This is a genomic window from Bacillus sp. A260 (assembly GCF_009861435.1).
Classification (GTDB): Bacteria; Bacillota; Bacilli; order Bacillales; family Bacillaceae_G; genus Bacillus_A; species Bacillus_A cereus.
On sequence record NZ_CP046398.1, the window covers coordinates 1,947,359 to 1,969,916 of the forward strand.

The following is a 22,558-nucleotide window of genomic DNA, read 5'->3' on the forward strand; positions in this document are numbered from 1 at the left end:
CCTTTAGTTTTTATTTGTTTACACGAGATAGGTAATACTTACAGGTGTACAATCATGAGTGAAACGATGTAACCGGCTGCGCAAAGAAAGCTTATACTACCGCCAGCTACCAAGGTTGATGTAACCCACTCTTTAGGTTTCAACTTATTCGCCTCCTGTGGGGTCGAACCTTTACAGCTATTCCTGCTCGTGATAATATAGGGAGGAAAGAGCCTTATAGGTTCGACTGAATTGCGTAGCCTTGTTCGGTATACTCGCCAAAGTATAACTACCGAGTAGGGCTATTTTGTTTTGTATAGTTCTAGGTTAGTCGGTTAACTTCTTGCCAGCATACATTCGAGTTAACATTTTATCGATCTTATTAGCTTTATCTACTGTGTTAATCTTGTTGAGTTGATTAAAAGCTGTATAAAACCTCTTAGCATCCTCGATGGATTCCAGTTCATAGAAGTCTTTGACTTTGCCGTAAAACTTTTGTTGCTTACTTTCCAATTTCCTTGCTCACCTCATTCCCTGAGTGGCTTAATTATATATTAATTAAAAGTTCTAGAACCGTCAATGCTTTTATGAAAGTTTTTTAAATCCATTTCTTTGACTCACAATTTATCCTTACAACCAATTATATTATCTATCTATTTTGGGTTGCCAAAGTAAGCTTGAATAAGTGTAAAGCTATTTAGAGTGCGTACGAGCTTATTACACGTTAAATAACTTGTTTAGGTGCAAACGTAATAAGTTGGATAATAAAAACTCATACAAGGGAAAATAGAGCTTCGTTTTATGAGGTGGCTCGAAAATGGAGATGTTATTTTACATCATATGGCATTCAATCGAGCATATACCTAATCAGTTGCCAGACCGTTAGACACAACACACCGAGGACTATCTCTAAATTTGATCATCGTACAAGAACCAGATGTAATGACACCCCTAGTAATCAATCGGGCATAGCTAAATAGAGATACCTTCTATGTTAAAGAGCTATAAGACAGCAACCAGATAGGAGGGAATATTACTTACAGTAATCCTACTGAAGGAAGTTGAAAAGTTTGCATTTAAGAGATCGCTGAGCAGTAGATAACTTCTGAGCCAGAACTCCATAGAAATAACCATTAAAATCACGTACACGTTTAGATTTGCTAGCAAGAATGCTAGCTCGTAACCCTGAGATAGCTACCTCTACAGTATTAACTAAATCGGGTGCGTACTTTCGAGCAGCCAATTGAACACGACTCCATAGTTTGTACACCTCAGTTGCATCAAAGCAGGAGATAGCCAAGCTAGCGAACTCGGTAGGAACATCAGCAGCAATTAAGTCATCTATGCCTAGATCGTCTACGTATGTATTATCTTTAGAGCTTTTAGTTTTGTAAGTAATTGTATCTGTATGAGAAGGATGCTCCTCAATGTACTCAGGAGTAGGCTCTGCAGCTTCCTCGCAAGGTGACTTAACAAGGTGACTCTCATAGGGATTGATCACTGTTATTGAAGCGCTATATCCACCTTTAACAGGCTTGAATTGGTTGATACGAGTAATGATTCCTAAATCAGATAAACCCTTGAGAGCACGCTGTATAGTGCGCTTAGAGTAACCTGTGAGATCAGCTAAAGAGTCTACTTTGAGGTAGCTAACTCCTATGAATTTGCATGAGTAACAAGCAAGCTTCCATAACACTGTGTACTCTGATTCTTTAAGTTTGTACGCTGACAGGTATTCACTAATAGAATTGTCCATCTCAGTAATTGAATTAAAAGATTGGTATTTTCGTAGTTCCTTCATAGTAAATAATCTCCTTAATAGGAGTTACTTGCAGAGTGTACCTTAGGATAGTACAATATAAGCAAATAGCTCCATAGTTATTTTGTGAAAGAGTCCTGTCTGGCCGCCAAACTAGAGCAGGACTCTTTTGTGTTTACTTATAGGTCGAACCTATTGAGAGGGTTATACTTATCATTGGATTCAGCTAACGAGTTACCGAAAGCATGTAGGTAAACTTCAGTAGTTCTTATCTGGGAGTGATGCATAAGCTTACTCAAGGTGTATATATCCATGCCAGCTCTTAAACAGTTGCTCGCATAGGTATGCCTAAACATGTGAGCTGTAGTTTTGAAACCCATGCGTGAAGACAATCTGGTGAACATTAACTTGACAGCGTTCACTGTGAGTGGATTACCTCTGTGGTCATTAAACACATGAGCAGGCAACTTAATGTAGTACTTCTCACAGAATAATCTCCACTCGTACAACTCCCGAGCTACCTTATCCGTTAACGGAGTAGACAGGCTCTTACGATTCTTCCCGAAGATAGTGATAGTCTTATTGAGTAGATCTACGTAATCCCACCTCATGGATACCAGCTCGCCTAGTCTTATGCCTGTACCTGCAAGGACGACTATTATGGTATGACCTCTGTAGCTATACAACGTGTTTTCTCGAGAGCGCATCCTCCTGTAGTATCTAAGCATTTGCTTAATCTGTTCATCGGAGTGCACCTTGATGGCCTTGTCCGTCTTAGCAGGCTTAATCTTGTTAGTGGGATTGCTACGGATCTCTATAATGTCCTCATCCTCTAGGTATCTAAAGAATGTTTTCAAGTGCTGAAGCTTACCATTACGAGTAATTACTGTGTTTCCTCTCTCCTTGGAACAGTAGAGGAGGTAGCCCTTTATAATTTGTGGAGTAATATCCTCGATGTTAATGATCTCCTTCTCAGCAACGAGCCAGCGAGAAAACTCATTGAGTGTATCTCCGTAGCTCTGTATTGTCCTAGGAGCTAGCCCACTGAGTTCTTTATCCTCTAGGTAATCCTTAACCATAAATCTAAGTAGTGCCATTTAGTTTCCCCCTTGAGTACGCACAAAAAGACCACCTCCATAGGCTACTTGTGAGTAACCTAGAAAGTGGTCTCTTGTGAGAATATTGTTTCTGTCATAGACAACCATTCAGCTTGACCTTGTGAGGCTTGTCCTGCCTCGGGTGAATTAACTCGCCTGTCCTACCATAGCGGATAATGAATTTTCAGCGGAAGTAGAGGCGGATGCGATGATCACGCCATCTTTTTCAATATAGTATGTGCGTCCTGTATTTGTTTCGATAGCCTGCCTTAATATTTTCTCTGATTCATTGGTAGTCGGAAATTCAGCGATGTCACTTCGTAATTTCATAATTCGTTCTATATCATCTAGTGAGGCAAGTTTAATTGTTTCATGAATTGGTGTGCTAGGTAAGTTGTTGTCATTTAGACATTCGCAAAAATACATTTCATTTTTAGTACCTAGTTGTATATTTGAAGCAGTTTCAAATTGTTCTACGATAGTTGACTTACCAGAGAGTTTAAGTGGCTTATATGCGGAAAGAAGTGCCTCATAATCAGTGGTAATAAATTCTTCTTTACTATAGGGTATAAATGAATCGTGGAATCGGAGTAGAATTGATTTTAATGTTCCATTCTCTTTAAATACTCCCCATAATTCTTGAAAATCTGTGTCATAACCGAAAGCTTCAATATCTCCAATAATAAACAAGTTAAGGGCTGCTTCTTCTTTTAGATAAGCGAATACTTGTTCATGATCTTTCTTTGTTAATTTTCGCATCATAACGAATCGACCTCTTTTTTTATTTTTCTAAATATTACAACTTGAGTTTTTTGAAATCAATATAAAATTTTATGTTTAGTTCACAAACTTTCGGAAAAACTAGGAAAGATATGACAAAGGAGGTTATGAACGGTGGATCATCCAATTCAAGGGTTAATGAAAGCAGCAATGGAAAATTTAAAAGAAATGGTCGATGTAAATACGATTGTTGGAGAGCCTGTTCAAACGGCTGACGGTGGTGTAGTGTTAACGGTTTCTAAAGTAGCGTTCGGTTTTGGAGCAGGAGGTTCTGATTTCCAAACGAATGATGGACAAAGAGCGAACGGTAACCCTGCATTTGGTGGCGGTAGCGCGGGTGGTGTTTCTATTACACCAGTAGCATTTCTTGTGGTGAATAAAGATGGAGTAAATATTCTGCATCTACAAAATGCGACACATTTAGCAGAAAAAATGATTGAATTAGCTCCACAAACAATTGATAAAATTCAATCGATGTTCCAAAAAGAAGAAAAGAAAGAGGGAAATCATCATCCTCAAAACCCTGATGAAATCCTTTAAAAACGCCTGCTTATGAGCAGGCGTTTTTTCTTGTAATCACTATGTAATAAAACACATGAAATTGTAAATAGTTTTTGAAGTTTTTTCTATGTTTCTAAAATTTTTCATGTTAAAATATGCTATAGAATTGAAACATATAAAACGAAGGTGGCTAGGTGCTTTGTCTGGAGGATCTGACCAAGTAAAGAATATGATATATATTAATGGTAATCGTCGAGGTCATTGTTTTATTACATCAGGAATTACGTTTAAAGAGTTTGCGAGTAACATCCCTTCACCGCTTCATCAAGTGTTGCTTTTGAAGCACAACTTTGAATGGACGGATTTTCATTATCATACTTTATTTGAATATGTTGAGGAAGAAAATATACATAAGTTAATTCAAGCAGAGATTGATGAATTTGATGAATTTTGTTGGGTAGATTTTGATGATGCAAGCGATTTAGATGAATTAGAGCCGAAAGAAATTGCAGAATTATTATATTTGGCTCACAAAAAAGAACCACTTGCAAGAACATTCTTTCCGTTACTGAAAAATCGATTTGTTTATTTTTCACATGATGACGGATGGTACAACAAAGTGTATTATCGTAGAATTGCTGATTTTGTAGGAATGTTAAGTAAAGTCATTCCGTATAAACTCGGTGCTTTCGGTAAGAAACGTTTTTCTTTCTTCCAAAAATCAAAAATTTTCCCAGCGATTTCAAAAGAATTGATTATGGGACTTATTCCACTCATGGAAGATGGTCTTTACATAGATCTAGCAGGGAAGATTGAGTCAAGAAGAGGTCTTGAAATTCCGGTATATGTAGTTGGTTCGTATGAAAGTACGGATGAGGTGTTAGATAATATCGATGAATTGAAAGAGGAAGCAACAGAAACAGGTTGGCTCATTTTTGATAAGAAAGAACAAGAGTGGCAATGGGTTGTTGACTAAGAAAACTTGGCGTATGAAGTCAAGTTTTCTTGTCATTTGAAAGGAGTACAAATGAAGAAATATTATACAATTGTGGGTATTATAAGTATTATTCTCGTGGCAATATTACTTATAACTTGTCCGAAAGAATCAGATTTTAAAGTGTATGTACAGGATAAGTATGCGTTGAATTGTAATGAGAGTAGTTTTGAATGCACGCAAAATGTAGATGGTAAAAAAGAAAAACTACAATTTGAAAGTACAGATGCACGAAATGGTGTATTCTTTATGACTGTAAAGCAAACATTTAAAACAGAAGCTGGTGTTTCAAAAGAATATAGCGGAGTAGGAATGTTTGGTACATTTCTTTTTGTTTCAGAGAAGACTTTCTAGTAATAGAAGGTCTTTTTTTTATGCTTATGTTCATATAGATGAAGTAAGACAAGCATAGGAGGGGTATTGATGAAGAACACATGTATTGTTTGTGGCGGTGAGGAGTTTTTTTCCTCAACGTTATATGCACGTACGAAACAAGATTGGGCATATGCACCAAACATGTATCGATTTGAAAAAGTATTTATTGAGCATCGAGATGAAGAAAATTATCCAGTGTTTCAAGAAATTACAGCGAAACATTGTTGTGGATGCGGTCATATTATGTTGTATCATGAATGAACACACCAAGTATGACTTGGTGTGTTTTTTTAAAACGCTGACAAAGCAAGCGGATAAAGTAAAGTAAATAAAACAGAAAAACTACCAAAACCAATGGCTGTATATCCAAGTGTTCTTGCTCCGAAATTGACAGCTAATAGGCCAACTAAAATTGCTAGGGAGCCGAGCGTAACTGGATAAAAAGCAATGGAGAATAACGAAAGAAATAAAGCGACATAGCCTACCATTGCACCGGTATTTGTACCTTCTATCTCATTTGCAATTTCTTTACGCTTATGTCTAATTGGAATGCCAGCTGGTGATATTTCAGCTGCATACTCTTCGTTTTTTTCACCACTTTTAAAATGATGATTTCTCTTTCTTCGCATGTACATCCCTCTCTTTCAATTGGGTGTATCTATAGTATCTTTCAAAATGAGAAGAGCATGAGTATGAGTTAAACCCAAGTAAAGCAAAAATTGGAGAATACGCATTCCATCGTTAACATATCCATCTCCTATTGAAGATAAAGTGTGGGATTTTTTCCACTAGGACTGATTATCAGCCAGCAACAATTGGATTTTTATGAGCAGTTCTCTCCCATTAACTGATCCGCATCCATTGAATTTTGAGGTAGGTGTCTTACTGCAAGCGGGATAAAACAGGAATTTTGGAAAATGATGTAGAATGAAATGAGTGATAAAGCGTGAAGGTAGGGGAATGTATGACGAAATTTAATTGGCATGAATCAGCAGAAAAGAAATGGGATAGTAGTGCGGAGTTTTGGAATCAAAATAGTCAAGAGATGTGGGATAGCGGGAGTAGGAGCACAATTATTCCGTTTTTTGAACAGTATGTGAAGAAAGACGCACAAGTGCTCGATGTTGGATGCGGTGATGGGTACGGTACATATAAATTAAGTCGCGCAGGCTATAAAGCAGTGGGAGTAGATTTATCGGAAGTGATGATTCAAAAAGGTAAGGAGCGCGGAGAAGGACCAAATTTATCTTTTATAAAAGGAGATCTTTCTGCATTACCATTTGAAAATGAGCAATTTGAATCAATTATGGCAATTAATTCTTTAGAATGGACGGAAGAGCCATTACGAGCATTAAATGAAATAAAGCGTGTGTTAAAGAAAGATGGATATGCATGTATTGCAATTTTAGGACCGACAGCAAAGCCACGAGAGAACAGTTATCCTCGCTTGTACGGAAAAGACGTTGTTTGTAATACAATGATGCCTTGGGAATTTGAACAGTTAGCGAAAGAACAAGGTTTTGAAGTTGTAGATGGCATCGGCGTATATAAGCGCGGAGTAAATGAGAAGATGTTAGGTCAACTACCTACAGAGTTGCAACAATCGTTAACATTCTTATGGGTATTTATGTTAAAAAACGTATAAAGAAATGAAAGAATTTTTAGGAGGTAAATAAGTGCAGAAAATACAAAAAACTGATACAATATCATCAGAACCAATTAAAGGGGGACTAGGGTATATGACAACTACTACAACAGTGAAATCCGATATTGAAATCGCACAAGAAGCGAGTATGAAGAAGATTCAAGAAATTGCAGCTGATTTAAATATTTTAGAAGATGAATTAGAGCCATACGGTCATTATAAAGGTAAGTTATCTCTTGATATTTTTAAGCGCTTACAAGATGAGAAAGACGGTAAAGTTGTTTTAGTAACAGCGATTAACCCAACTCCAGCTGGAGAAGGTAAATCAACAGTAACAGTTGGTTTAGGTCAAGCTTTTAACAAAATTGGTAAGAAAACAGTAATTGCACTTCGTGAACCATCTCTTGGACCAACGATGGGATTAAAAGGCGGAGCAGCAGGTGGCGGTTTTTCACAAGTCGTACCAATGGAAGACATTAACCTTCACTTTACTGGAGATATCCATGCGATCACAACTGCCAATAACGCATTAGCAGCGTTTATTGATAATCATATCCAACAAGGAAACACACTTGGAATTGATACACGTAAAATCGTTTGGAAACGCTGTGTTGACTTAAATGATCGTGCCCTTCGTAACGTAGTAATTGGTCTTGGTGGACCTGTACAAGGTGTACCACGTGAAGACGGTTTTGACATTACAGTAGCATCTGAAATTATGGCCGTGTTCTGCCTTGCAACAGATATTCAAGACTTAAAAGCGCGTCTATCTCGCATCGTAGTTGCTTATAACTTTGCAAATCAACCTGTAACGGTTAAAGACTTAGGTGTAGAAGGTGCTTTGACACTATTATTAAAAGACGCATTAAAACCGAACTTAGTACAAACGTTAGAAAATACACCAGCTATTATTCATGGCGGACCATTTGCGAATATTGCTCACGGTTGTAACAGTGTTATCGCTACGACAATGGCAGCAAAATTAGGTGATTATGTTATTACAGAGGCTGGATTCGGTGCTGATTTAGGCGCTGAGAAGTTTTTAGATATTAAAGCTCGTGCAGCTGGCATTAAACCAGAAGCAGTTGTTATTGTTGCGACGATTCGTGCGCTTAAAATGCATGGCGGCGTTGCAAAAGATCAATTAAAAGAAGAAAATGTAGATGCATTAGCAAAAGGTATGGAAAACTTACAGAAGCATGTTGAAACAATTCAAAGCTTCGGTGTGCCTTTCGTAATTGCAATTAATAAATTCATTACAGATACAGATGCAGAAGTTACATACTTACAAGAGTGGTGTAATGAGCGTGGCTATGCAGTATCCTTAACAGAAGTTTGGGAGAAAGGTGGCCAAGGCGGAGTTGATCTTGCTGAAAAAGTACTAAAAGAAATCGAAAAAGGTGAAAACAACTACGCACCACTTTATGAATTAGAATTACCATTAGAAGAAAAAATTCGTACAATTGCTCAAAAAGTATATGGCGCAAAAGATATTGAATTTGCTCCGAAAGCACGTAAGCAATTAGCTCAATATGAAGGAGAAGGTTGGAGTAATCTACCAGTTTGTATGGCGAAAACACAATACTCTCTTTCTGACGATGCAACAAAATTAGGTCGTCCATCTGACTTTATCGTTACAATTCGTGAGCTAAAACCATCTATCGGTGCAGGCTTTATCGTTGCGTTAACAGGTACAATGTTAACAATGCCAGGTCTTCCAAAACAGCCAGCAGCACTTCAAATGGATGTAAATGAAGATGGAAAAGCAGTAGGTTTATTCTAAAAGGTTGTAATTCATCTCGTTTATCTGTAAACTATATATACATCAAGTGGCGCCTTTCCATCGAAAGGCGCCTGTTTTTTGGAGGAAATTATGTTTGATCCAACTGCTTTTGACAATTTAAAAGTAATCGTAGAAGGTGCTGTGTATGATTTTGATCTACATGGAGATATTCTTGTAACAGATCGAAAAGATATGATGGATCTTGCTTCATTAAGTCGTATATATCATATCTCATTTCAATTAACAGAACCGTTTGAACCATTAGTAGAAGCAACATTTTCATTATCTGTGGATGCAAAGAACTTGTCTGGTGAAATACTAGAAGTGCCTCAGTTTACACCAGGTTGTGAGATGAAGCTAGCATTTTCATTCCCGTTAGAACAACCAGAAGTAAAATGCGAAGAAATTGAAACATTAATGCGTTCTATATGGGGAAAAGAAAGAATGATTATGCAGAAAGTTTCATACGAATATAATAAGCAAGCGATTTCATATCATAATAAGGTAGAGGTTCTATTTCAAAAAGCGATTACAGAAGACCATGTTGATGATTTAATAGCTGTTATTTCACACATGATAGAAACGGTGCGAACAATACAGCATTTTCTTCAAAAATAGAGATAAAGGAGAAAAACAAATGATAAAAGATATGCAACCATTTTTACAACAAGCTTGGGAGAAGGCTGGTTTTAAAGAGTTAACTGAAATTCAAAAACAAGCGATTCCAACTATTTTAGAAGGACAAGACGTTATAGCTGAATCTCCAACTGGAACAGGAAAAACATTAGCGTACTTATTACCCCTTTTACATAAAATTAATCCTGAAGTAAAACAGCCACAAGTTGTTGTTTTAGCGCCAACACGTGAACTTGTAATGCAAATTCATGAAGAGGTTCAAAAGTTTACAGCAGGAACTGAAATTTCAGGTGCATCTTTAATTGGTGGTGCAGATATTAAGCGCCAAGTTGAAAAATTAAAGAAACACCCAAGAGTAATTGTCGGTTCACCAGGCCGTATTTTAGAATTAATTCGTATGAAAAAGCTAAAAATGCATGAAGTAAAAACAATTGTATTTGATGAGTTTGATCAAATTGTAAAGCAAAAAATGATGGGCGCAGTGCAAGATGTAATTAAATCAACGATGCGCGATCGTCAATTAGTATTCTTCTCGGCGACAATGACAAAAGTGGCAGAAGATGCGGCACGTGATTTAGCAGTGGAACCACAATTAGTACGTGTAACACGTGCAGAATCAAAAAGCTTAGTTGAGCATACGTATATCATTTGTGAGCGACGCGAAAAAAATGATTACGTAAGAAGAATTATGCATATGGGCGATGTAAAAGCAGTTGCGTTCTTAAACGACCCATTCCGTTTAGATGAAATTACTGAGAAATTGAAATTCCGTAAAATGAAAGCAGCAGCTCTTCATGCAGAAGCAAGTAAACAAGAGCGTGAAGCGACAATGCGTGCTTTCCGCGGAGGGAAATTAGAAATTCTACTTGCTACTGATATTGCAGCACGCGGTATCGATATTGACGATTTAACACACGTAATTCATTTAGAGTTACCAGACACAGTAGACCAATATATTCACCGCTCAGGACGTACTGGACGTATGGGTAAAGAAGGAACTGTCGTGTCTCTTGTAACACCACAAGAAGAGCGTAAATTACTACAATTTGCGAAAAAACTAGGCATCGTATTTACGAAGCAAGAAATGTTCAAGGGATCATTTGTAGAAACGAAACCGAAAGCACCAAAGAAAAAGAAACCAGCATTTACTGGGAAGAAAAAGCCTAGATAAATGATAGGGAAGGCGTAACTATTTGTAGTTACGTCTTTTTTGTTTGTAAACAAGCGATAATGGGAATTGTATTAGTGTTTTTAATGTGCCTATCATATATATGCTTCTACTGGGAGTATCGAAAAAAGGGTAGTTTATTTATTTGGTTTATACGAGGAAATAATATAAAAAAAGTCGAATATTAAACTGACACGAAATAATAAAAAGAAGGTACACATATGGATAGGAAATTAGGAATGTTTTTAAATACGAAACATATTGAAGTAAACGAAGGAATACAAAAAGCAAGGGAATGGGATTTAGAATATATTCAATTATATGCTATGAATAAAAACTTTAACTTAGCTAATATCTCAATGGTAGAATGGAATGCTTTAAAGAAAAGCTTATCTTTTAATGGAATAAAGATTCCATCATTAGCAATTAGTTTTGGAGAAAATGGAATTATGGGAATAGAAGCTGAGAGTGCAATAGATCAGTTTAAATATATTACTGACAGATGTTTGGGGCTTGGGGCAAAGATCATAACAGCTCATATTGGAAAAGTTCCAGATGATGAAAAAAGTGCCTACTATGATAAAATGCTACGTGTTTGTAATGAAATAGGGGACTTAGCGTTCAGATTTGGAGGCTTCTTCGCCATTGAGACGGGATCTGAAAAAGCAATAGTATTAAAACGATTTTTAGAAACTGCAAACTCGAAAGGACTAGCTGTTAACTTTGACCCAGCAAATTTAATAAGTGATGTAAATGAAAATCCGGGAGAAGGTTTGTTACTACTAAAAGATTATATAGTACAAACTCATATTAAAGATTGTACAAAGGTGAAAAGCGATAGTTCAAGTAAGTATATTGAAGTCGCAGCAGGGAATGGTGAAGTAGATTTCGATATATTCTTCAAAGTATTAGATAAAATTGGATTCGACGGATATAACATGATTGAAAGAAATGATTATTTTGATGAACTGGATGGGATGAGTCAGTCGATAAATTTTGCAAAGAAGTACATACCAACTCAAAAGGAATAACGATAGTATTTGTAGAAAGCTACATAGAATATAAAAACCATTAGGGGGAAATGTAATGATCCATAAAGTAGGACAAATTATGTTATATGTAAATAATCAAGATGAGGCAGTAAATTTTTGGACGGAAAAGGTAGGGTTTCATGTAGTAGCAGAGGAAGATAACAAGCAAGGAATGAGATGGATTGAAATTGCTCCGACTAACGGTGCAGAAACGAGCATTATATTACATAATAAAGAAGTTATTTCTAAAATGAGCCCAGAATTGAATCTTGGTACACCGTCCTTAATGTTCTTCTCAGAAAATCTTGATCAATTATATACAGATTTAACAAACAAAAATGTTACTGTTGGAGAAATGGTAACTATGCCTTCTGGTAAAGTGTTTAACTTTGCTGATAGCGAAGGGAATTATTTTGCGGTTATGGAGAAGAACCAATAATAATATTGCTATGTGAAAATCCCCCTCAAATATATTTGAGGGGGATTAAATTTTTGAAGTGGATTTTTCATTAGAGAGTTGTTTAATAAAAAATACTCCTTTTTCAATCGCTGTCTCAATATAGCCAACGATTTGGTCAAACGTAAATACTTGTAAGTCTTCATGCAAATGTTGCTTTGGATACAACATATCTTCAAAAAGATACTTTCGAAAAGCTAAAACGTTTTCTTTAGAAACCTCTTCAATATCCACAATGTGAGCCTCTTGATTGAGAAGAGAGAAAAGCTGTTGTTCTTGATCGTAATGATGAAGCAACTTTGCATTTAACAATTTAAAATCGTTATAGTACAGGGGTGCGATAGTTTCGTCATTCTCTATTCTATTTTTTAGCCAAGATAGAAAAAATCCACTTAGCCAATTATCATCGGCAATGAGATGGGTATAATAGCCTAAAACAAATGGGGAATCTATATGTGATTCATATTTATGAAAAAATGAATCATAATCTATTCTTCTCGTATAGTTCTTCGTTGTACCGGCATAAAAATGTGAGGTTCCTTTTTCTTTTTTTGAATGAACAGCATCAGGGGCTACAGCTCCAAGTAAGAAAGAAGTCTTATCGTGAATAGATAGTTTCTCAGCAATACCGTTAGCGATAATAACATGCATAATTCGTGATCCCATGAATGCCACCTCTGTTTCCAGTATTCATTTCAGGAAGAGGACTGAACAGTTAGTATTACTTTCCCTGTACTTTTTCTACTTTCGACCCATTCATGTGCTTTCCCTGCATCTTGAAGTGGAAAAGATTTCGTAGCCTTAATTTGTAAACGTCCGTCACGCAAATAACGGAAAACTTCATTTGCAGTTTCTTGGAGCAGTTCAGGACGCTTTTTTCGTGTGGTTCCAAAGCTAAAACCGAGTATAGAGCGGCAACTTGCATGTAAATCTTTCGTTTGAAAGTTACCAATTTCACCGCTAGCATTACCGAAATGAACGAGGCGACCGTAAAAAGCAAGGCAGTTTAAACTTCTTTCAGAAACAGTTCCAGAAATAGAGTCCAAAATAATATTCACTCCTTCTCCATTTGTCAGCTCATTGACTTTCTCTACAAAATCTTCAGTTTGATGACAAATTACATAATCAGCTCCAGCATCTAAAGCGATTTTTCTTTTCGTTTCACTTCCGATAGTACCGATAACTGTTCTAGCCCCTAATAGTTTTGCAAGTTGAATTGCGGTAGTACCAATCCCGCCAGCAGCTGCATGAATGAGTACAGATTCACCCTTTTGAATTCTTGCAACATTTGCGAGTAAATTATAGCTTGTAAAGGATACGATTGGACAAGCGGCTGCAGCTTGAAAGTCAACTTCATGGGGAAATACGAAAGTAAGATTTTCATTTGCAACAACGTATTCTGCGTAAGATCCATTTTGAGGAAAAGCAATGACACGTTGTCCAGGGTGAATATTTTTCACATGAGAACCGACACGTTCTACAATACCAGTGGCATCTATACCTGGAATAAAAGGTAGTGCTTTATTTCCTTTTTTGCCATAACGTGATTTAATATCAGCGAAATTTACACTAGTAGCAACTACGCGAATTAAAACTTGATCTTCTGAAATAGCCGGTATATCAAAATCTGTATATTTCATCACTTCAGGACCACCGAACGACGTTACAACGATAGCTTTCATTATATGTCCTCCTAAATTTGACTATATAAATTATTTTAAATCTTTATCAGAAATTGGAAAATTATATAATAGTTATGTGTGGTTATAAGTGAAGCTTATGAACTCAGTGGATCATTATATTAATTTATATAAAAAACTTTTTCGGAAAAATCGAACGAAATATGAATTACCTGCCAATATATAGTGTAAGACAAAGGAGGGCTGGAATATGAAGGGTGAAATAGATTACGCACATTTAATTCAATTAACTTTATCAGGCAATAAAGAAGCGTATAGCGAATTGTATGATGTAACGATTCAAGAAGTATATAAAACAGCACATTTTTTAATTGAAGATAAAACGGATGTAGATGATGTCGTTCAAGAAGTATACATACAGCTATATGAATCGCTTCGTAAATATGATAGCGAGAAGCCATTTCGCCCTTGGCTAATTGGGCTTGCGATTAAACAAATTCATTCTTATAGAAGAAAGAGGTGGATGCGACTACGAATTATAAAAAAAGCAGAAGAGCAAAGAAAGCCAGTGCAAATTGATTTTTCTAACGATGTTGTAAGTAAAATATCAAACCAAAAACTAATCGAACTCATTCATAAATTACCGTATAAATTGAAACAAGTTATTATCTTAAGATACTTACACGATTATTCACAAGAAGAAGTAGCACAAATATTACATATTCCAATCGGTACAGTGAAATCTAGAATTCATGCGGCATTAAAGAAACTACGTCAAAAAGAGCAAGTAGAAGAAATTTTTTTAGGAGAGGTAGGGAATGTGAAATGAGTTTAGATTGTAGAGTTAGGGAATCTATACAAGAAGAAGCAAAGGGTATTGTTGCCCCGCCGGATTTAAAAGAAAAAGTAATCGTGCAAATAAAAATGAAGCACGGCGGGAGTAAGAGGAAGAAACGCCTTATCGCAGGAGTACTTGCAGCAGCTCTTTTAATCCCGACGACAGGTTTTGCGTACCAATCTATTATGGCGGATGGTATATATGGATCTTTTGAGAATTTAAAAAAACATGCGGGAGCAATGACATTAGAAACGTATATGCGTTTTAATGCAAAATTATCAGAAGCGAAAGATGAAATGGGTGCGAAGGAATATGAAGAGTTTACAAAAGAACTGAAAAAATTAACTAATGCAAAGCTTGCGTACGGAGATTCGAACGGTAATATAGATTATGATGGATTATCACCAGCAAAAAGAGAAGAAATGAAAAAGGTAAGTATGGGCCTTCAACCATACTTTGATAAATTAAATGGTCATAAATCTAGTAAAGAAGTATTAACGCAAGAAGAGTTTGATCGCTATATGGAAGCTTTAATGACACATGAAATAGTACGAGTGAAGATAAAATCAACTGGTGCAATAAAAATAGAAGAAGTACCTGAGGCGTACAAAGAAAGATTTATTAAAGCGGAGCAGTTTATGGAGTATGTAGATGAAAAGGTGAGATAAGTAAAAAAACTCAAAGCTTTAGCTTTGAGCTTTCTTTATTAAAAGAAAATAGAGCATTCAATTATATTTTTTCATCGTTGCATTGTCCTTTTGTATAAAACAATCTAAAAGGGAATAACCAGCTATTAAACTAATAATCGTAACAAAAGTTGTATTTATTAGAATAATATTAACTAAATAAGGTAGGTATTCGGCAAGTGGTGAAAAGAGTAGTGCTGGGGAAAAGGAAATGAATAGTGTAGGCACTGTAATAGCAATAAATTTATCCGGTTGAAAGCTCCAGTTTTGTTTACTCGTTTCGCGATTAATAGATTGAAGGAATCGTAATAAAATGCCAACTATAAGAGGGAAGAGTGTAAAGTAGAATAATCTTGGATAAACGTTAAAGTTCACTTGTGCATCTGTATCTAAATAAAATTGAATTTTTACTCCTACAAATAATAATAAGACGATAAATAATGTGAAGCAGAGGTATAGCATCAATTTTTGCATTATATTCCACCATCCTTTACTCAAAATATATTCAAAAAAAGAAGAGATATACAATAACTACTGTTGTATATCTCTTCTTTTACTGTTAGTTAATAGTGGAGTTTGCTTTTTCTTGCTTCGTGAAATAATCAATAATGCCCATTGCGCTAATTTCTATATCTAAATGTAAAATATTATAAACGGAATGATCTGATGGAACGTTTAACTTTGTAAGATGAGAAGAGATTTTATCCATTAACAAAGTTTGTAAAGCTTTAGTCGCTTCATCGAAATCATTATACTTGTCAAAGACTTCCTTACCAGTCTGAACGAAAATAGGTAGCCAATGTTCCAATTGATTGTATACTTCTGTAACATGAGAGGATGCGCCGTAATGACCGAAATAAATAGTATCTACATTCATGCTTTGAATGTGATTTTTAGAAGCAATCATCGCATCTGGTTGGAATTGTGAAGGGGACGTTGATGGTAGATATAACTCTACATCAACGTCTGCGAGTTCTCTATAATAAATTCCAATTGTATCGCCAGTAAAAATCCCGTTTGTTAATGAATCGTGAATGCTAATATGGTGCTTCGCATGTCCTGGTGTATCATAAAATGTAAGGGTGCGGTCTTTTGCAATTTTTAACGTATCACCATGTTGTACAATATGAACACGTTCTTCTTCAATTGGAAGAATTGGGTAAAAGAGTTTATCGAAATCTTCTTTGTAGACAGCTTTTGCACCTAAAATAAGTTTTGTTGGATCAATCATATGACGAGCACCACGAGAATGCACATATAACGTAGCATTTGGACACTGTTCCATCATTAAACCAGCTGCGCCAGCGTGATCTAAATGCACATGTGTAACGATAATGTTTTTAACATCGTTTAAATCAATATGTAATTGTTGTAAGCCGTCTAAAATATACGGAAGAGAAGGGGCTGCACAAGTTTCAATTAAAGTAATATCGTCACCTAATAAAACGTACGTACCTGTTCGTTCATTATGCTGTAAATCGAAATCATCAATAAGATATAGGTGAGAAGATAATTGCTCTACTTTTTTCATAGTTACCACTCCTTATATACTGCATGTTTTTATTATACGCTAAAATAGAAAAAAGGCAGAAAACGAAGCTCGTCTTCTGCCTTTTTGTAATATTATTATTTCGTTTGTTGTTTATTAATAGACATAATGAACAGTCCAACAATCCCGCCTACTAATGGAAGCATAATCTCTCCTGCTAAATTAAAGTAGGAGCTTAAGAATAAACCATTTACATCGATTACCCAGCCAGTAACATACAATAACATCATATATAGTACGAAATAAAACTCGCGATTTGAAATCGTTTCATGTTGTGCAGTTTTCATAATGAACACCATCCTTTTTTTTATAATGGAATATAAACTGTCACATTTTGTTCACATTTCAATTGTAAAACTTTCCATCATAAAAGTCTAGTAGTTTGTGTCGAATTTTCGAACAGAAATAAAGCGCTATCATTACAACTTATAAGTACGTAATAAGAGCTGTATATTCACGAATGTAGTATAGTATAAACATAGAATGATAGTGAAGAGAGGGGCAAAGACAATGACAGTTTATGATTTTTCAGCTAAAACAATTACAGGTGAAGAAAAATCGTTAAAAGATTACAAAGGAAAAGCACTTCTTATTGTCAATGTAGCTAGCAAATGTGGTTTCACACCACAATATAAAGGATTACAAGAGGTATATGATAAATATAAAGACCAAGGACTAGAAGTACTCGGTTTCCCTTGTAACCAATTCGGGGGACAAGAACCAGGTACAGAAGCGGATATTACTAGTTTTTGTGAATTAAACTACGGTGTAAACTTCCCAATGTTTGCAAAGGTTGATGTGAAAGGTGATAAGGCTCATCCTTTATATACATACATGACAGAACAAGCACCAGGTTTACTCGGTATGAAAGCAGTGAAATGGAATTTTACGAAGTTTTTAATCGGAAAAGACGGGAAAGTAGTAGGGCGTTTTGCGCCGCAGACGAAGCCGGTAGATTTAGAAGTTGAGATTGAGAAGGTACTTGGAGAATAATTAGGAGTTTCACTTTATTAAAAAACGCCTCAAAGAACAATGTAGTTCTTTGAGACGTTTTCTTTAAACTCACATTTTCAAGATTAAATAACTGTATCAAAGCCATCTGATTTAGGCAGAGAAGCTGCTTTTTTCATAAGCACTTCCCATAAGTGTACAGATTTCTTCCATTCTTCTGCAGCCTGCTCCTGTTTATACATAGCGTTCTCATAACTGGCAGTAAGTTGTTGCATATCGGCCGAGTTGTAAAGTGTATCGATATGGAGAGCGTATTCTCGGAATGTTTGACTTTCACTCCGTGGTATGCCAATTCTCGCAAATTGTTTTAAAAGTGCACCGTAAGCTTTTTGATAAACAGCATCATTTTTTCGGTATTTATAGAAATGAATAATAAGAAATGTCATCCATTTCATTCTAGTGGTGAAGAGAATGTATCCTATAATACTAATTAGTATCGTAGAGAGGAATACGTACCACCAAGAAAAACTAGTTTTAGAATTTGTGACCTTTTTAGTAGAAGCTTCTTCTGTATTTTCTATTAAACTTTTAAGTTTTGCTTCATTATTTCGTTGTTGTATTTGCTCGTTATTAGAATTATTTGCTTCGCTATTTTGTGAAATAGGAGCAGGCGTATTATTTATAAAATTATAGGGATTGGTAAATCCTTTTGTTGGTTCGAATGGAATCCATCCGTATCCTGGGAAATATACTTCGACCCAAGAGTGTGCGTTATCGTTCGTGATTGTATAAACATCCGCACCTTCTGCAGAGGCAAGTGTATTGTCAAGAGTTCCTTCTGTATAGCCTTTTACCCAGCGAGCAGGAATCCCGGCAGAACGAAGTAGTACAATCATAGACGTCGAAAAATTATTACAGTAGCCGCTTTTTGTATCGAAAAGGAATTGATCTACATAATCTTGGCTTTTGGCAGGGAATAAGACATTCGTTGATTCGTATGTAAAAGAGTTGTCTGTGAAGTAATTTTCAATAGCTAATACTTTATCATATCGGTTGTCTTTATCATTTGTAAGATTGACAGCCAAGTCTTTTACGCGCTGTGGTAATGACTCGGGAAGTTGTGTGTACTTTGTCATAAAATAAGGGTTTGTTTCTTGACCTTCATTTGTTTTTACAGCTTTCAAGTTTTCTATGGAAAACTCAGGAATCTCATATGTTACTTTATACGAATGTAAAGTAGTAGAAGAGTCTTCATTCATTGTATAAATTTTTTCTGAAAACGGGTCAACACTGTATGATACATCAGAAGAAGCCTCAACTGATACTAATCCTGCTGGATAGGTAAGGTGAGGGTAACTTTTTTGCATGGTAATTGTTGCCTCAGTCGTTTCCGTTTTTGTATTTTGTTCGTACCAGCTTACGACGTCGTTTTTATTTTTAAAAGAAATCTTTTTCGGATTTTCAGAAATTTCCCAGCCTTTTCCTGTATAGAAATCTTTTGTTTCTACTCTCCAATAGTGTTTGTTTTGCGTTCGTGCTGTGAAAACAATTGTAGGATCCGCCTTAAAAGGACCACCTAATCGCGAGTCATCTAAACCATACCCAATTGTAGAAACTTTTTGTTCTTTACTTGCTTCAGATGTGTTGAGTTTTAAAAAATCCATTGGGTTTGGCCATTGAGGGCCAAATTTTGGAGCAAAGTATGCGATGGTTGCTAATAATACAATAAATATTGTAAGTGGTCTAAGTAATTTTGAGATTTCCCTAGCATAATTTTGTAAGTGTTCACGCTCTTTTATTCGTTCTACTTGAAGAAGACTAAGCATAAAAAATCCGATGACAACAGTTCGAATAATAGCGTAGTTTGCATTGTATAAATGTAAGTTATGAAAAGTTGCGATATAAATAATAGTCAATACAAGAAATAGAAACCCACGTTTTTTATGAATAATCCAAAATGAAGTGAAAGAACTCAAAAACCAAAATGAGAGAAAAAATAAAACGGTCGGAAAAACTGGAGAAATATCTAGTAAATTCCCTTGGAAAAATAGGGAGGAATTTCGAGACATATCAGAAAAGAATGTTGTTAGCCAAGATAGATTTATAAAAGCATTTTTATAATATAGGGAATGAATGATAAATAGGACTGTGACAATTTTTATTGGAATCTGCCACCTCGTCTGAAAAAAAGAGAGAGCGAAGCAAATTCCTATAAATGTTACGAAAATATCTAATCTACCTACATTTGTAATGCCTATAAGAGGTCTTAGCCATTCTAGTAAAAGAAGAAATACACATGCATGCATAAAGAATCTGTTCGTATCCCACTTGTATTTTGTTTGTAATGTTATCATTTGCTCACCTCAAAAAACACGTTTGTATACCGGTTTTCATAAACCGTGTTTACAAATATTTGTCGTTTTTTTAGAGTTTCTATTATACTGATTTCTCGGTGTGAAAGTTGATTCGCTTTTTCTTTCACGACAAAAACCATACATTTTCTATTTTTTATAGCAGCACAATCAGCCGCCTTTTGAATATCGGGAGAAAGATTACTGGTCACGAGTATAACCGTGACGGGCTCATAAATTTTTCTTAGTTCCATGTCTACACTCTGGGAGAGCGGGAATACACTGTCTGCTTGCACTTTTGCTAAATGACAAAGGATTTGTTGTAACTGCGTATCTCCATTGTCTAAAGGGAAGATAGTTTGTTCTTTTCCGATAGACACGAATGATGCTGGTGAATTTTGTTTCAAGACAGCCCTTACGATAGAGGCAGTAAATGTGACGACTGATTCGAATAGAGGAGACTCGGTTCTGTCTATGAATATCATGACATTATGGCTGCGCTGCTGTTCAAACTCTTTTGTCATAATATTGTTTGTTCGTGCAGTTGCTTTCCAATCAATCCATGAAAAGCGATCACCAGGTTTATAGTCTCTGACACCGACAGAGATTGTAGAGTCTTTTGCTGAATTTATATTTGCTGAAAGCGCTCCTTGTTCGAAATGATTTTCCAATTGTCGATATGCTATATCTACATACTGGGGATAGACTAAAAATGTATCTGGAACTGAAAAAGTTACTTCTTTCTCTATCATGCCGAATAAATCGCCGGTTTTGACACGAACGCTTGAAAAAGTGTGCTCGCCTCTAGGGATTGTGTCAATAACATATTGAAACGAAATATTTCGTTTCAATCCTGGGAAGAGTACTACCTTATTCATCTTTGTTTGTTTACAACTTATAAATTGTGGTGGCAGTTCATCTTCTATAACTAAATAAAGTAAGGGAAAAGGAAATTTTCTTTTTATTGTAATCGTGCTTACAAATTGTTCTCCTACTACATATCCATTCTGGTTTGTTATTCGCTTTACTTCAGCGTCCCGTAAAGCGTAGAAGGGGAGTAGTAGCGAATAAAGAGCAATGGGAATTATGCTGTAAAACAAAAACCAACTGACAAACCCGCCTTGAAACATAGCGTATATAAATGTTAAGACTAGGCATAAAGGGAGTAGCAATAACTTCATAACGTGATATAGCGCTCGCAGCATTCGTTTTATCAAGGGTTCATCGTCCTTTGAGTAGGCACGGTAGTTCGTGCAACGATTTTTCCGATAACTTGTTCTCCTGTTATTCCTTCAAATTTTGCTTCCATTTTTAGAATGAGTCTATGTGCTAAAACGTAAGGAGCTAAAAATTTAACATCGTCTGGAATAACATAATTCCTGCCATGGATAAATGCATAAGCTTGTGAAGCTTTCATTAAAGCAATCGAGCCACGTGGACTTGCACCTAACTGTATAGAACTGTACGTACGAGTCTGATTAACAAGCTTTACAATGTAATGCTTAATTGCTTTGTCCATACTTACTACCCGTACGCTTTGTTGTAAATAAAGTAATTCTTGTATTGTAGTAATGGTTTGTAATTGAGAGAGTGGATTTGTTTTTTCCATCCGATTTAAAATTTCAAATTCTTCTTCTGGTGTAGGATATCCCATTTTTAGTTTCAATAAGAAACGATCGAGCTGAGCTTCTGGTAGAGAATATGTTCCTTCATATTCGACCGGATTTTGTGTAGCCATGACAAAGAACGGCTTTGGTAAAGGTCTTGTAATACCATCTATTGTAATATTGCCTTCTTCCATACATTCAAGTAAAGCAGATTGTGTCTTTGGAGATGTACGATTAATTTCATCAGCAAGTACAAAATTCCCCATAATTGGTCCAGGCTTGAACTCAAATTGGAGCTCTTTCGGATTATAAATAGAAACTCCTGTTACATCTGACGGCAATAAATCAGGTGTAAATTGAATTCGCTTATAATCAGCATCAATGGATTTAGAAAGAGCACGTACTAGCATTGTTTTCCCGACACCAGGAACATCTTCTAATAGCACATGACCTTCAGCTAAGAGAGCTGTCAAAGCTAAGATTGTTTCTTTTCGTTTTCCGACCATTATTTTTTCAATATTATTGATTATTTTTTCTACAGTGGGATGTAATGAATCAAGCTGGGGCATCGTAATCCTCCTAATGTTATTATCGTTTTCTAATCAATTTAGTGGACATATTTCTAATTCTATATGTAGATAGTAAAGGTCTAACTTAAATTCTGAGAATATTCAGATTATTTATTTCAATTACATCTAGTATAATTGTTTCCGTAACTAAGGGCAATACAG

The 22,558-nt window shown here is 35.8% G+C and carries 25 protein-coding genes and 1 pseudogene; 13 read left to right on the forward strand and 13 right to left on the reverse strand.

Translation table 11 applies throughout. From position 1 onward, the window contains the following. Positions 1–306 precede the first annotated feature (306 nt). From GD442_RS09970 to GD442_RS09985, 4 genes and pseudogenes are all read right to left on the reverse strand, one after another. The gene (locus GD442_RS09970; protein ID WP_000444252.1) at positions 307–492 is read right to left on the reverse strand and encodes a hypothetical protein; all 186 of its coding nucleotides are present in this window, start codon (positions 490–492) and stop codon (positions 307–309) included. A gap of 535 nt (positions 493–1,027) precedes the next feature. Further along, positions 1,028–1,780 (reverse strand): helix-turn-helix domain-containing protein, encoded by a 753-nt coding sequence (locus GD442_RS09975; RefSeq protein ID WP_159365092.1) that lies wholly within the window; start codon positions 1,778–1,780, stop codon positions 1,028–1,030. Positions 1,781–1,917: 137 nt separating this feature from the next. Then, positions 1,918–2,835 carry a tyrosine-type recombinase/integrase gene (locus GD442_RS09980; RefSeq protein WP_159365093.1) on the reverse strand — a complete coding sequence of 306 codons (918 nt, stop codon included), beginning with the start codon at positions 2,833–2,835 and terminating at the stop codon, positions 1,918–1,920. Positions 2,836–2,997: 162 nt separating this feature from the next. Next, positions 2,998–3,597: pseudogene (locus tag GD442_RS09985) on the reverse strand (GNAT family N-acetyltransferase); the annotation flags it as partial. Positions 3,598–3,729: 132 nt separating this feature from the next. Here GD442_RS09985 and ytfJ point away from each other — a divergent pair. The 4 genes from ytfJ to GD442_RS10005 all read left to right on the forward strand — a co-directional run bounded on the left by ytfJ (position 3,730) and on the right by GD442_RS10005 (position 5,746). Beyond that, positions 3,730–4,155 (forward strand): GerW family sporulation protein, encoded by a 426-nt coding sequence (gene ytfJ / locus GD442_RS09990; protein WP_000349991.1) that lies wholly within the window; start codon positions 3,730–3,732, stop codon positions 4,153–4,155. A gap of 160 nt (positions 4,156–4,315) precedes the next feature. Further along, positions 4,316–5,092, forward strand: coding sequence for an oxalate:formate antiporter (locus GD442_RS09995; RefSeq protein ID WP_000014087.1), 777 nt, complete (start codon positions 4,316–4,318; stop codon positions 5,090–5,092). A 51-nt stretch (positions 5,093–5,143) separates the two neighbouring features. Continuing rightward, complete coding sequence (locus GD442_RS10000) at positions 5,144–5,464, forward strand: hypothetical protein (RefSeq protein ID WP_000761174.1); 321 nt, start codon at positions 5,144–5,146, stop codon at positions 5,462–5,464. 69 nt (positions 5,465–5,533) lie between these two features. After that, entirely contained in the window at positions 5,534–5,746 is a 213-nt protein-coding gene (locus tag GD442_RS10005) for a hypothetical protein (protein ID WP_000798747.1), read from the forward strand. 29 nt (positions 5,747–5,775) lie between these two features. On the opposite strand, the gene GD442_RS10010 is transcribed toward GD442_RS10005, so the two are convergent. Beyond that, positions 5,776–6,114 carry a hypothetical protein gene (locus GD442_RS10010; RefSeq protein ID WP_001253201.1) on the reverse strand — a complete coding sequence of 113 codons (339 nt, stop codon included), beginning with the start codon at positions 6,112–6,114 and terminating at the stop codon, positions 5,776–5,778. Positions 6,115–6,449: 335 nt separating this feature from the next. On the opposite strand from GD442_RS10010, the gene GD442_RS10015 reads away from it, so the two are divergent. From GD442_RS10015 to GD442_RS10040, 6 genes are all read left to right on the forward strand, one after another. Then, positions 6,450–7,130 (forward strand): class I SAM-dependent methyltransferase, encoded by a 681-nt coding sequence (locus tag GD442_RS10015; RefSeq protein ID WP_000160025.1) that lies wholly within the window; start codon positions 6,450–6,452, stop codon positions 7,128–7,130. 94 nt (positions 7,131–7,224) lie between these two features. Beyond that, entirely contained in the window at positions 7,225–8,913 is a 1,689-nt protein-coding gene (locus GD442_RS10020; RefSeq protein WP_014482011.1) for a formate--tetrahydrofolate ligase, read from the forward strand. Positions 8,914–9,003: 90 nt separating this feature from the next. After that, the gene (locus GD442_RS10025; RefSeq protein WP_000460219.1) at positions 9,004–9,531 is read left to right on the forward strand and encodes a hypothetical protein; all 528 of its coding nucleotides are present in this window, start codon (positions 9,004–9,006) and stop codon (positions 9,529–9,531) included. 19 nt (positions 9,532–9,550) lie between these two features. Further along, positions 9,551–10,720, forward strand: a complete 1,170-nt coding sequence (locus tag GD442_RS10030) for a DEAD/DEAH box helicase (protein WP_000588619.1) — start codon at positions 9,551–9,553, stop codon at positions 10,718–10,720. A 218-nt stretch (positions 10,721–10,938) separates the two neighbouring features. Continuing rightward, positions 10,939–11,748 carry a sugar phosphate isomerase/epimerase family protein gene (locus GD442_RS10035; protein ID WP_000375202.1) on the forward strand — a complete coding sequence of 270 codons (810 nt, stop codon included), beginning with the start codon at positions 10,939–10,941 and terminating at the stop codon, positions 11,746–11,748. 55 nt (positions 11,749–11,803) lie between these two features. Beyond that, complete coding sequence (locus GD442_RS10040) at positions 11,804–12,187, forward strand: VOC family protein (RefSeq protein WP_000581478.1); 384 nt, start codon at positions 11,804–11,806, stop codon at positions 12,185–12,187. A gap of 45 nt (positions 12,188–12,232) precedes the next feature. On the opposite strand, the gene GD442_RS10045 is transcribed toward GD442_RS10040, so the two are convergent. Both GD442_RS10045 and GD442_RS10050 read right to left on the reverse strand, forming a co-directional pair. Next, complete coding sequence (locus tag GD442_RS10045; RefSeq protein ID WP_000535622.1) at positions 12,233–12,871, reverse strand: hypothetical protein; 639 nt, start codon at positions 12,869–12,871, stop codon at positions 12,233–12,235. 29 nt (positions 12,872–12,900) lie between these two features. Beyond that, positions 12,901–13,887 carry a quinone oxidoreductase family protein gene (locus tag GD442_RS10050; RefSeq protein ID WP_071740439.1) on the reverse strand — a complete coding sequence of 329 codons (987 nt, stop codon included), beginning with the start codon at positions 13,885–13,887 and terminating at the stop codon, positions 12,901–12,903. 208 nt (positions 13,888–14,095) lie between these two features. On the opposite strand from GD442_RS10050, the gene GD442_RS10055 reads away from it, so the two are divergent. Both GD442_RS10055 and GD442_RS10060 read left to right on the forward strand, forming a co-directional pair. Beyond that, positions 14,096–14,674, forward strand: coding sequence for a sigma-70 family RNA polymerase sigma factor (locus GD442_RS10055; protein WP_000675556.1), 579 nt, complete (start codon positions 14,096–14,098; stop codon positions 14,672–14,674). After that, positions 14,671–15,351, forward strand: coding sequence for a DUF3600 domain-containing protein (locus tag GD442_RS10060; protein ID WP_000050672.1), 681 nt, complete (start codon positions 14,671–14,673; stop codon positions 15,349–15,351). The genes GD442_RS10055 and GD442_RS10060 overlap by 4 nt, the downstream gene beginning before the upstream one ends. 57 nt (positions 15,352–15,408) lie before the next feature. Here GD442_RS10060 and GD442_RS10065 read toward each other — a convergent pair whose 3' ends face one another. The 3 genes from GD442_RS10065 to GD442_RS10075 form a co-directional block, all read right to left on the reverse strand. Next, positions 15,409–15,843 carry a hypothetical protein gene (locus GD442_RS10065; protein WP_001170914.1) on the reverse strand — a complete coding sequence of 145 codons (435 nt, stop codon included), beginning with the start codon at positions 15,841–15,843 and terminating at the stop codon, positions 15,409–15,411. Between the two features lie 85 nt (positions 15,844–15,928). Then, positions 15,929–16,900, reverse strand: coding sequence for an MBL fold metallo-hydrolase (locus GD442_RS10070; RefSeq protein WP_000754978.1), 972 nt, complete (start codon positions 16,898–16,900; stop codon positions 15,929–15,931). Positions 16,901–16,995: 95 nt separating this feature from the next. After that, the gene (locus tag GD442_RS10075; RefSeq protein WP_000844984.1) at positions 16,996–17,205 is read right to left on the reverse strand and encodes a DUF3925 domain-containing protein; all 210 of its coding nucleotides are present in this window, start codon (positions 17,203–17,205) and stop codon (positions 16,996–16,998) included. A 223-nt stretch (positions 17,206–17,428) separates the two neighbouring features. On the opposite strand from GD442_RS10075, the gene bsaA reads away from it, so the two are divergent. Beyond that, complete coding sequence (gene bsaA / locus GD442_RS10080) at positions 17,429–17,911, forward strand: glutathione peroxidase (protein ID WP_000219441.1); 483 nt, start codon at positions 17,429–17,431, stop codon at positions 17,909–17,911. An 83-nt stretch (positions 17,912–17,994) separates the two neighbouring features. On the opposite strand, the gene GD442_RS10085 is transcribed toward bsaA, so the two are convergent. Genes GD442_RS10085 through GD442_RS10095 form a run of 3 tightly spaced genes read right to left on the reverse strand, consistent with a single transcriptional unit; the run spans position 17,995 to position 22,396 of the window. Beyond that, positions 17,995–20,223 carry a transglutaminase TgpA family protein gene (locus GD442_RS10085; RefSeq protein WP_000631788.1) on the reverse strand — a complete coding sequence of 743 codons (2,229 nt, stop codon included), beginning with the start codon at positions 20,221–20,223 and terminating at the stop codon, positions 17,995–17,997. After that, on the reverse strand, positions 20,220–21,434 hold the full coding sequence (locus tag GD442_RS10090; RefSeq protein WP_033666560.1) for a DUF58 domain-containing protein: 1,215 nt from the start codon (positions 21,432–21,434) through the stop codon (positions 20,220–20,222). The genes GD442_RS10085 and GD442_RS10090 overlap by 4 nt, the downstream gene beginning before the upstream one ends. Then, complete coding sequence (locus GD442_RS10095) at positions 21,434–22,396, reverse strand: AAA family ATPase (RefSeq protein ID WP_001135812.1); 963 nt, start codon at positions 22,394–22,396, stop codon at positions 21,434–21,436. Before GD442_RS10095 ends, GD442_RS10090 begins: the two co-directional genes overlap by 1 nt. Positions 22,397–22,558 lie beyond the last annotated feature (162 nt).

Coding starts and splice junctions, on each gene's coding strand:
- GD442_RS09975 (WP_159365092.1), bottom strand. CDS start 1,780: ATGAAGGAACTACGAAAATACCAATCTTTTAATTCAATTACTGAGATG.
- GD442_RS09980 (WP_159365093.1), bottom strand. CDS start 2,835: ATGGCACTACTTAGATTTATGGTTAAGGATTACCTAGAGGATAAAGAA.
- GD442_RS10000 (WP_000761174.1), top strand. CDS start 5,144: ATGAAGAAATATTATACAATTGTGGGTATTATAAGTATTATTCTCGTG.
- GD442_RS10005 (WP_000798747.1), top strand. CDS start 5,534: ATGAAGAACACATGTATTGTTTGTGGCGGTGAGGAGTTTTTTTCCTCA.
- GD442_RS10010 (WP_001253201.1), bottom strand. CDS start 6,114: ATGCGAAGAAAGAGAAATCATCATTTTAAAAGTGGTGAAAAAAACGAA.
- GD442_RS10015 (WP_000160025.1), top strand. CDS start 6,450: ATGACGAAATTTAATTGGCATGAATCAGCAGAAAAGAAATGGGATAGT.
- GD442_RS10020 (WP_014482011.1), top strand. CDS start 7,225: ATGACAACTACTACAACAGTGAAATCCGATATTGAAATCGCACAAGAA.
- GD442_RS10025 (WP_000460219.1), top strand. CDS start 9,004: ATGTTTGATCCAACTGCTTTTGACAATTTAAAAGTAATCGTAGAAGGT.
- GD442_RS10030 (WP_000588619.1), top strand. CDS start 9,551: ATGATAAAAGATATGCAACCATTTTTACAACAAGCTTGGGAGAAGGCT.
- GD442_RS10035 (WP_000375202.1), top strand. CDS start 10,939: ATGGATAGGAAATTAGGAATGTTTTTAAATACGAAACATATTGAAGTA.
- GD442_RS10040 (WP_000581478.1), top strand. CDS start 11,804: ATGATCCATAAAGTAGGACAAATTATGTTATATGTAAATAATCAAGAT.
- GD442_RS10045 (WP_000535622.1), bottom strand. CDS start 12,871: ATGGGATCACGAATTATGCATGTTATTATCGCTAACGGTATTGCTGAG.
- GD442_RS10050 (WP_071740439.1), bottom strand. CDS start 13,887: ATGAAAGCTATCGTTGTAACGTCGTTCGGTGGTCCTGAAGTGATGAAA.
- GD442_RS10055 (WP_000675556.1), top strand. CDS start 14,096: ATGAAGGGTGAAATAGATTACGCACATTTAATTCAATTAACTTTATCA.
- GD442_RS10060 (WP_000050672.1), top strand. CDS start 14,671: ATGAGTTTAGATTGTAGAGTTAGGGAATCTATACAAGAAGAAGCAAAG.
- GD442_RS10065 (WP_001170914.1), bottom strand. CDS start 15,843: ATGCAAAAATTGATGCTATACCTCTGCTTCACATTATTTATCGTCTTA.
- GD442_RS10070 (WP_000754978.1), bottom strand. CDS start 16,900: ATGAAAAAAGTAGAGCAATTATCTTCTCACCTATATCTTATTGATGAT.
- GD442_RS10075 (WP_000844984.1), bottom strand. CDS start 17,205: ATGAAAACTGCACAACATGAAACGATTTCAAATCGCGAGTTTTATTTC.
- bsaA (WP_000219441.1), top strand. CDS start 17,429: ATGACAGTTTATGATTTTTCAGCTAAAACAATTACAGGTGAAGAAAAA.
- GD442_RS10085 (WP_000631788.1), bottom strand. CDS start 20,223: ATGATAACATTACAAACAAAATACAAGTGGGATACGAACAGATTCTTT.
- GD442_RS10095 (WP_001135812.1), bottom strand. CDS start 22,396: ATGCCCCAGCTTGATTCATTACATCCCACTGTAGAAAAAATAATCAAT.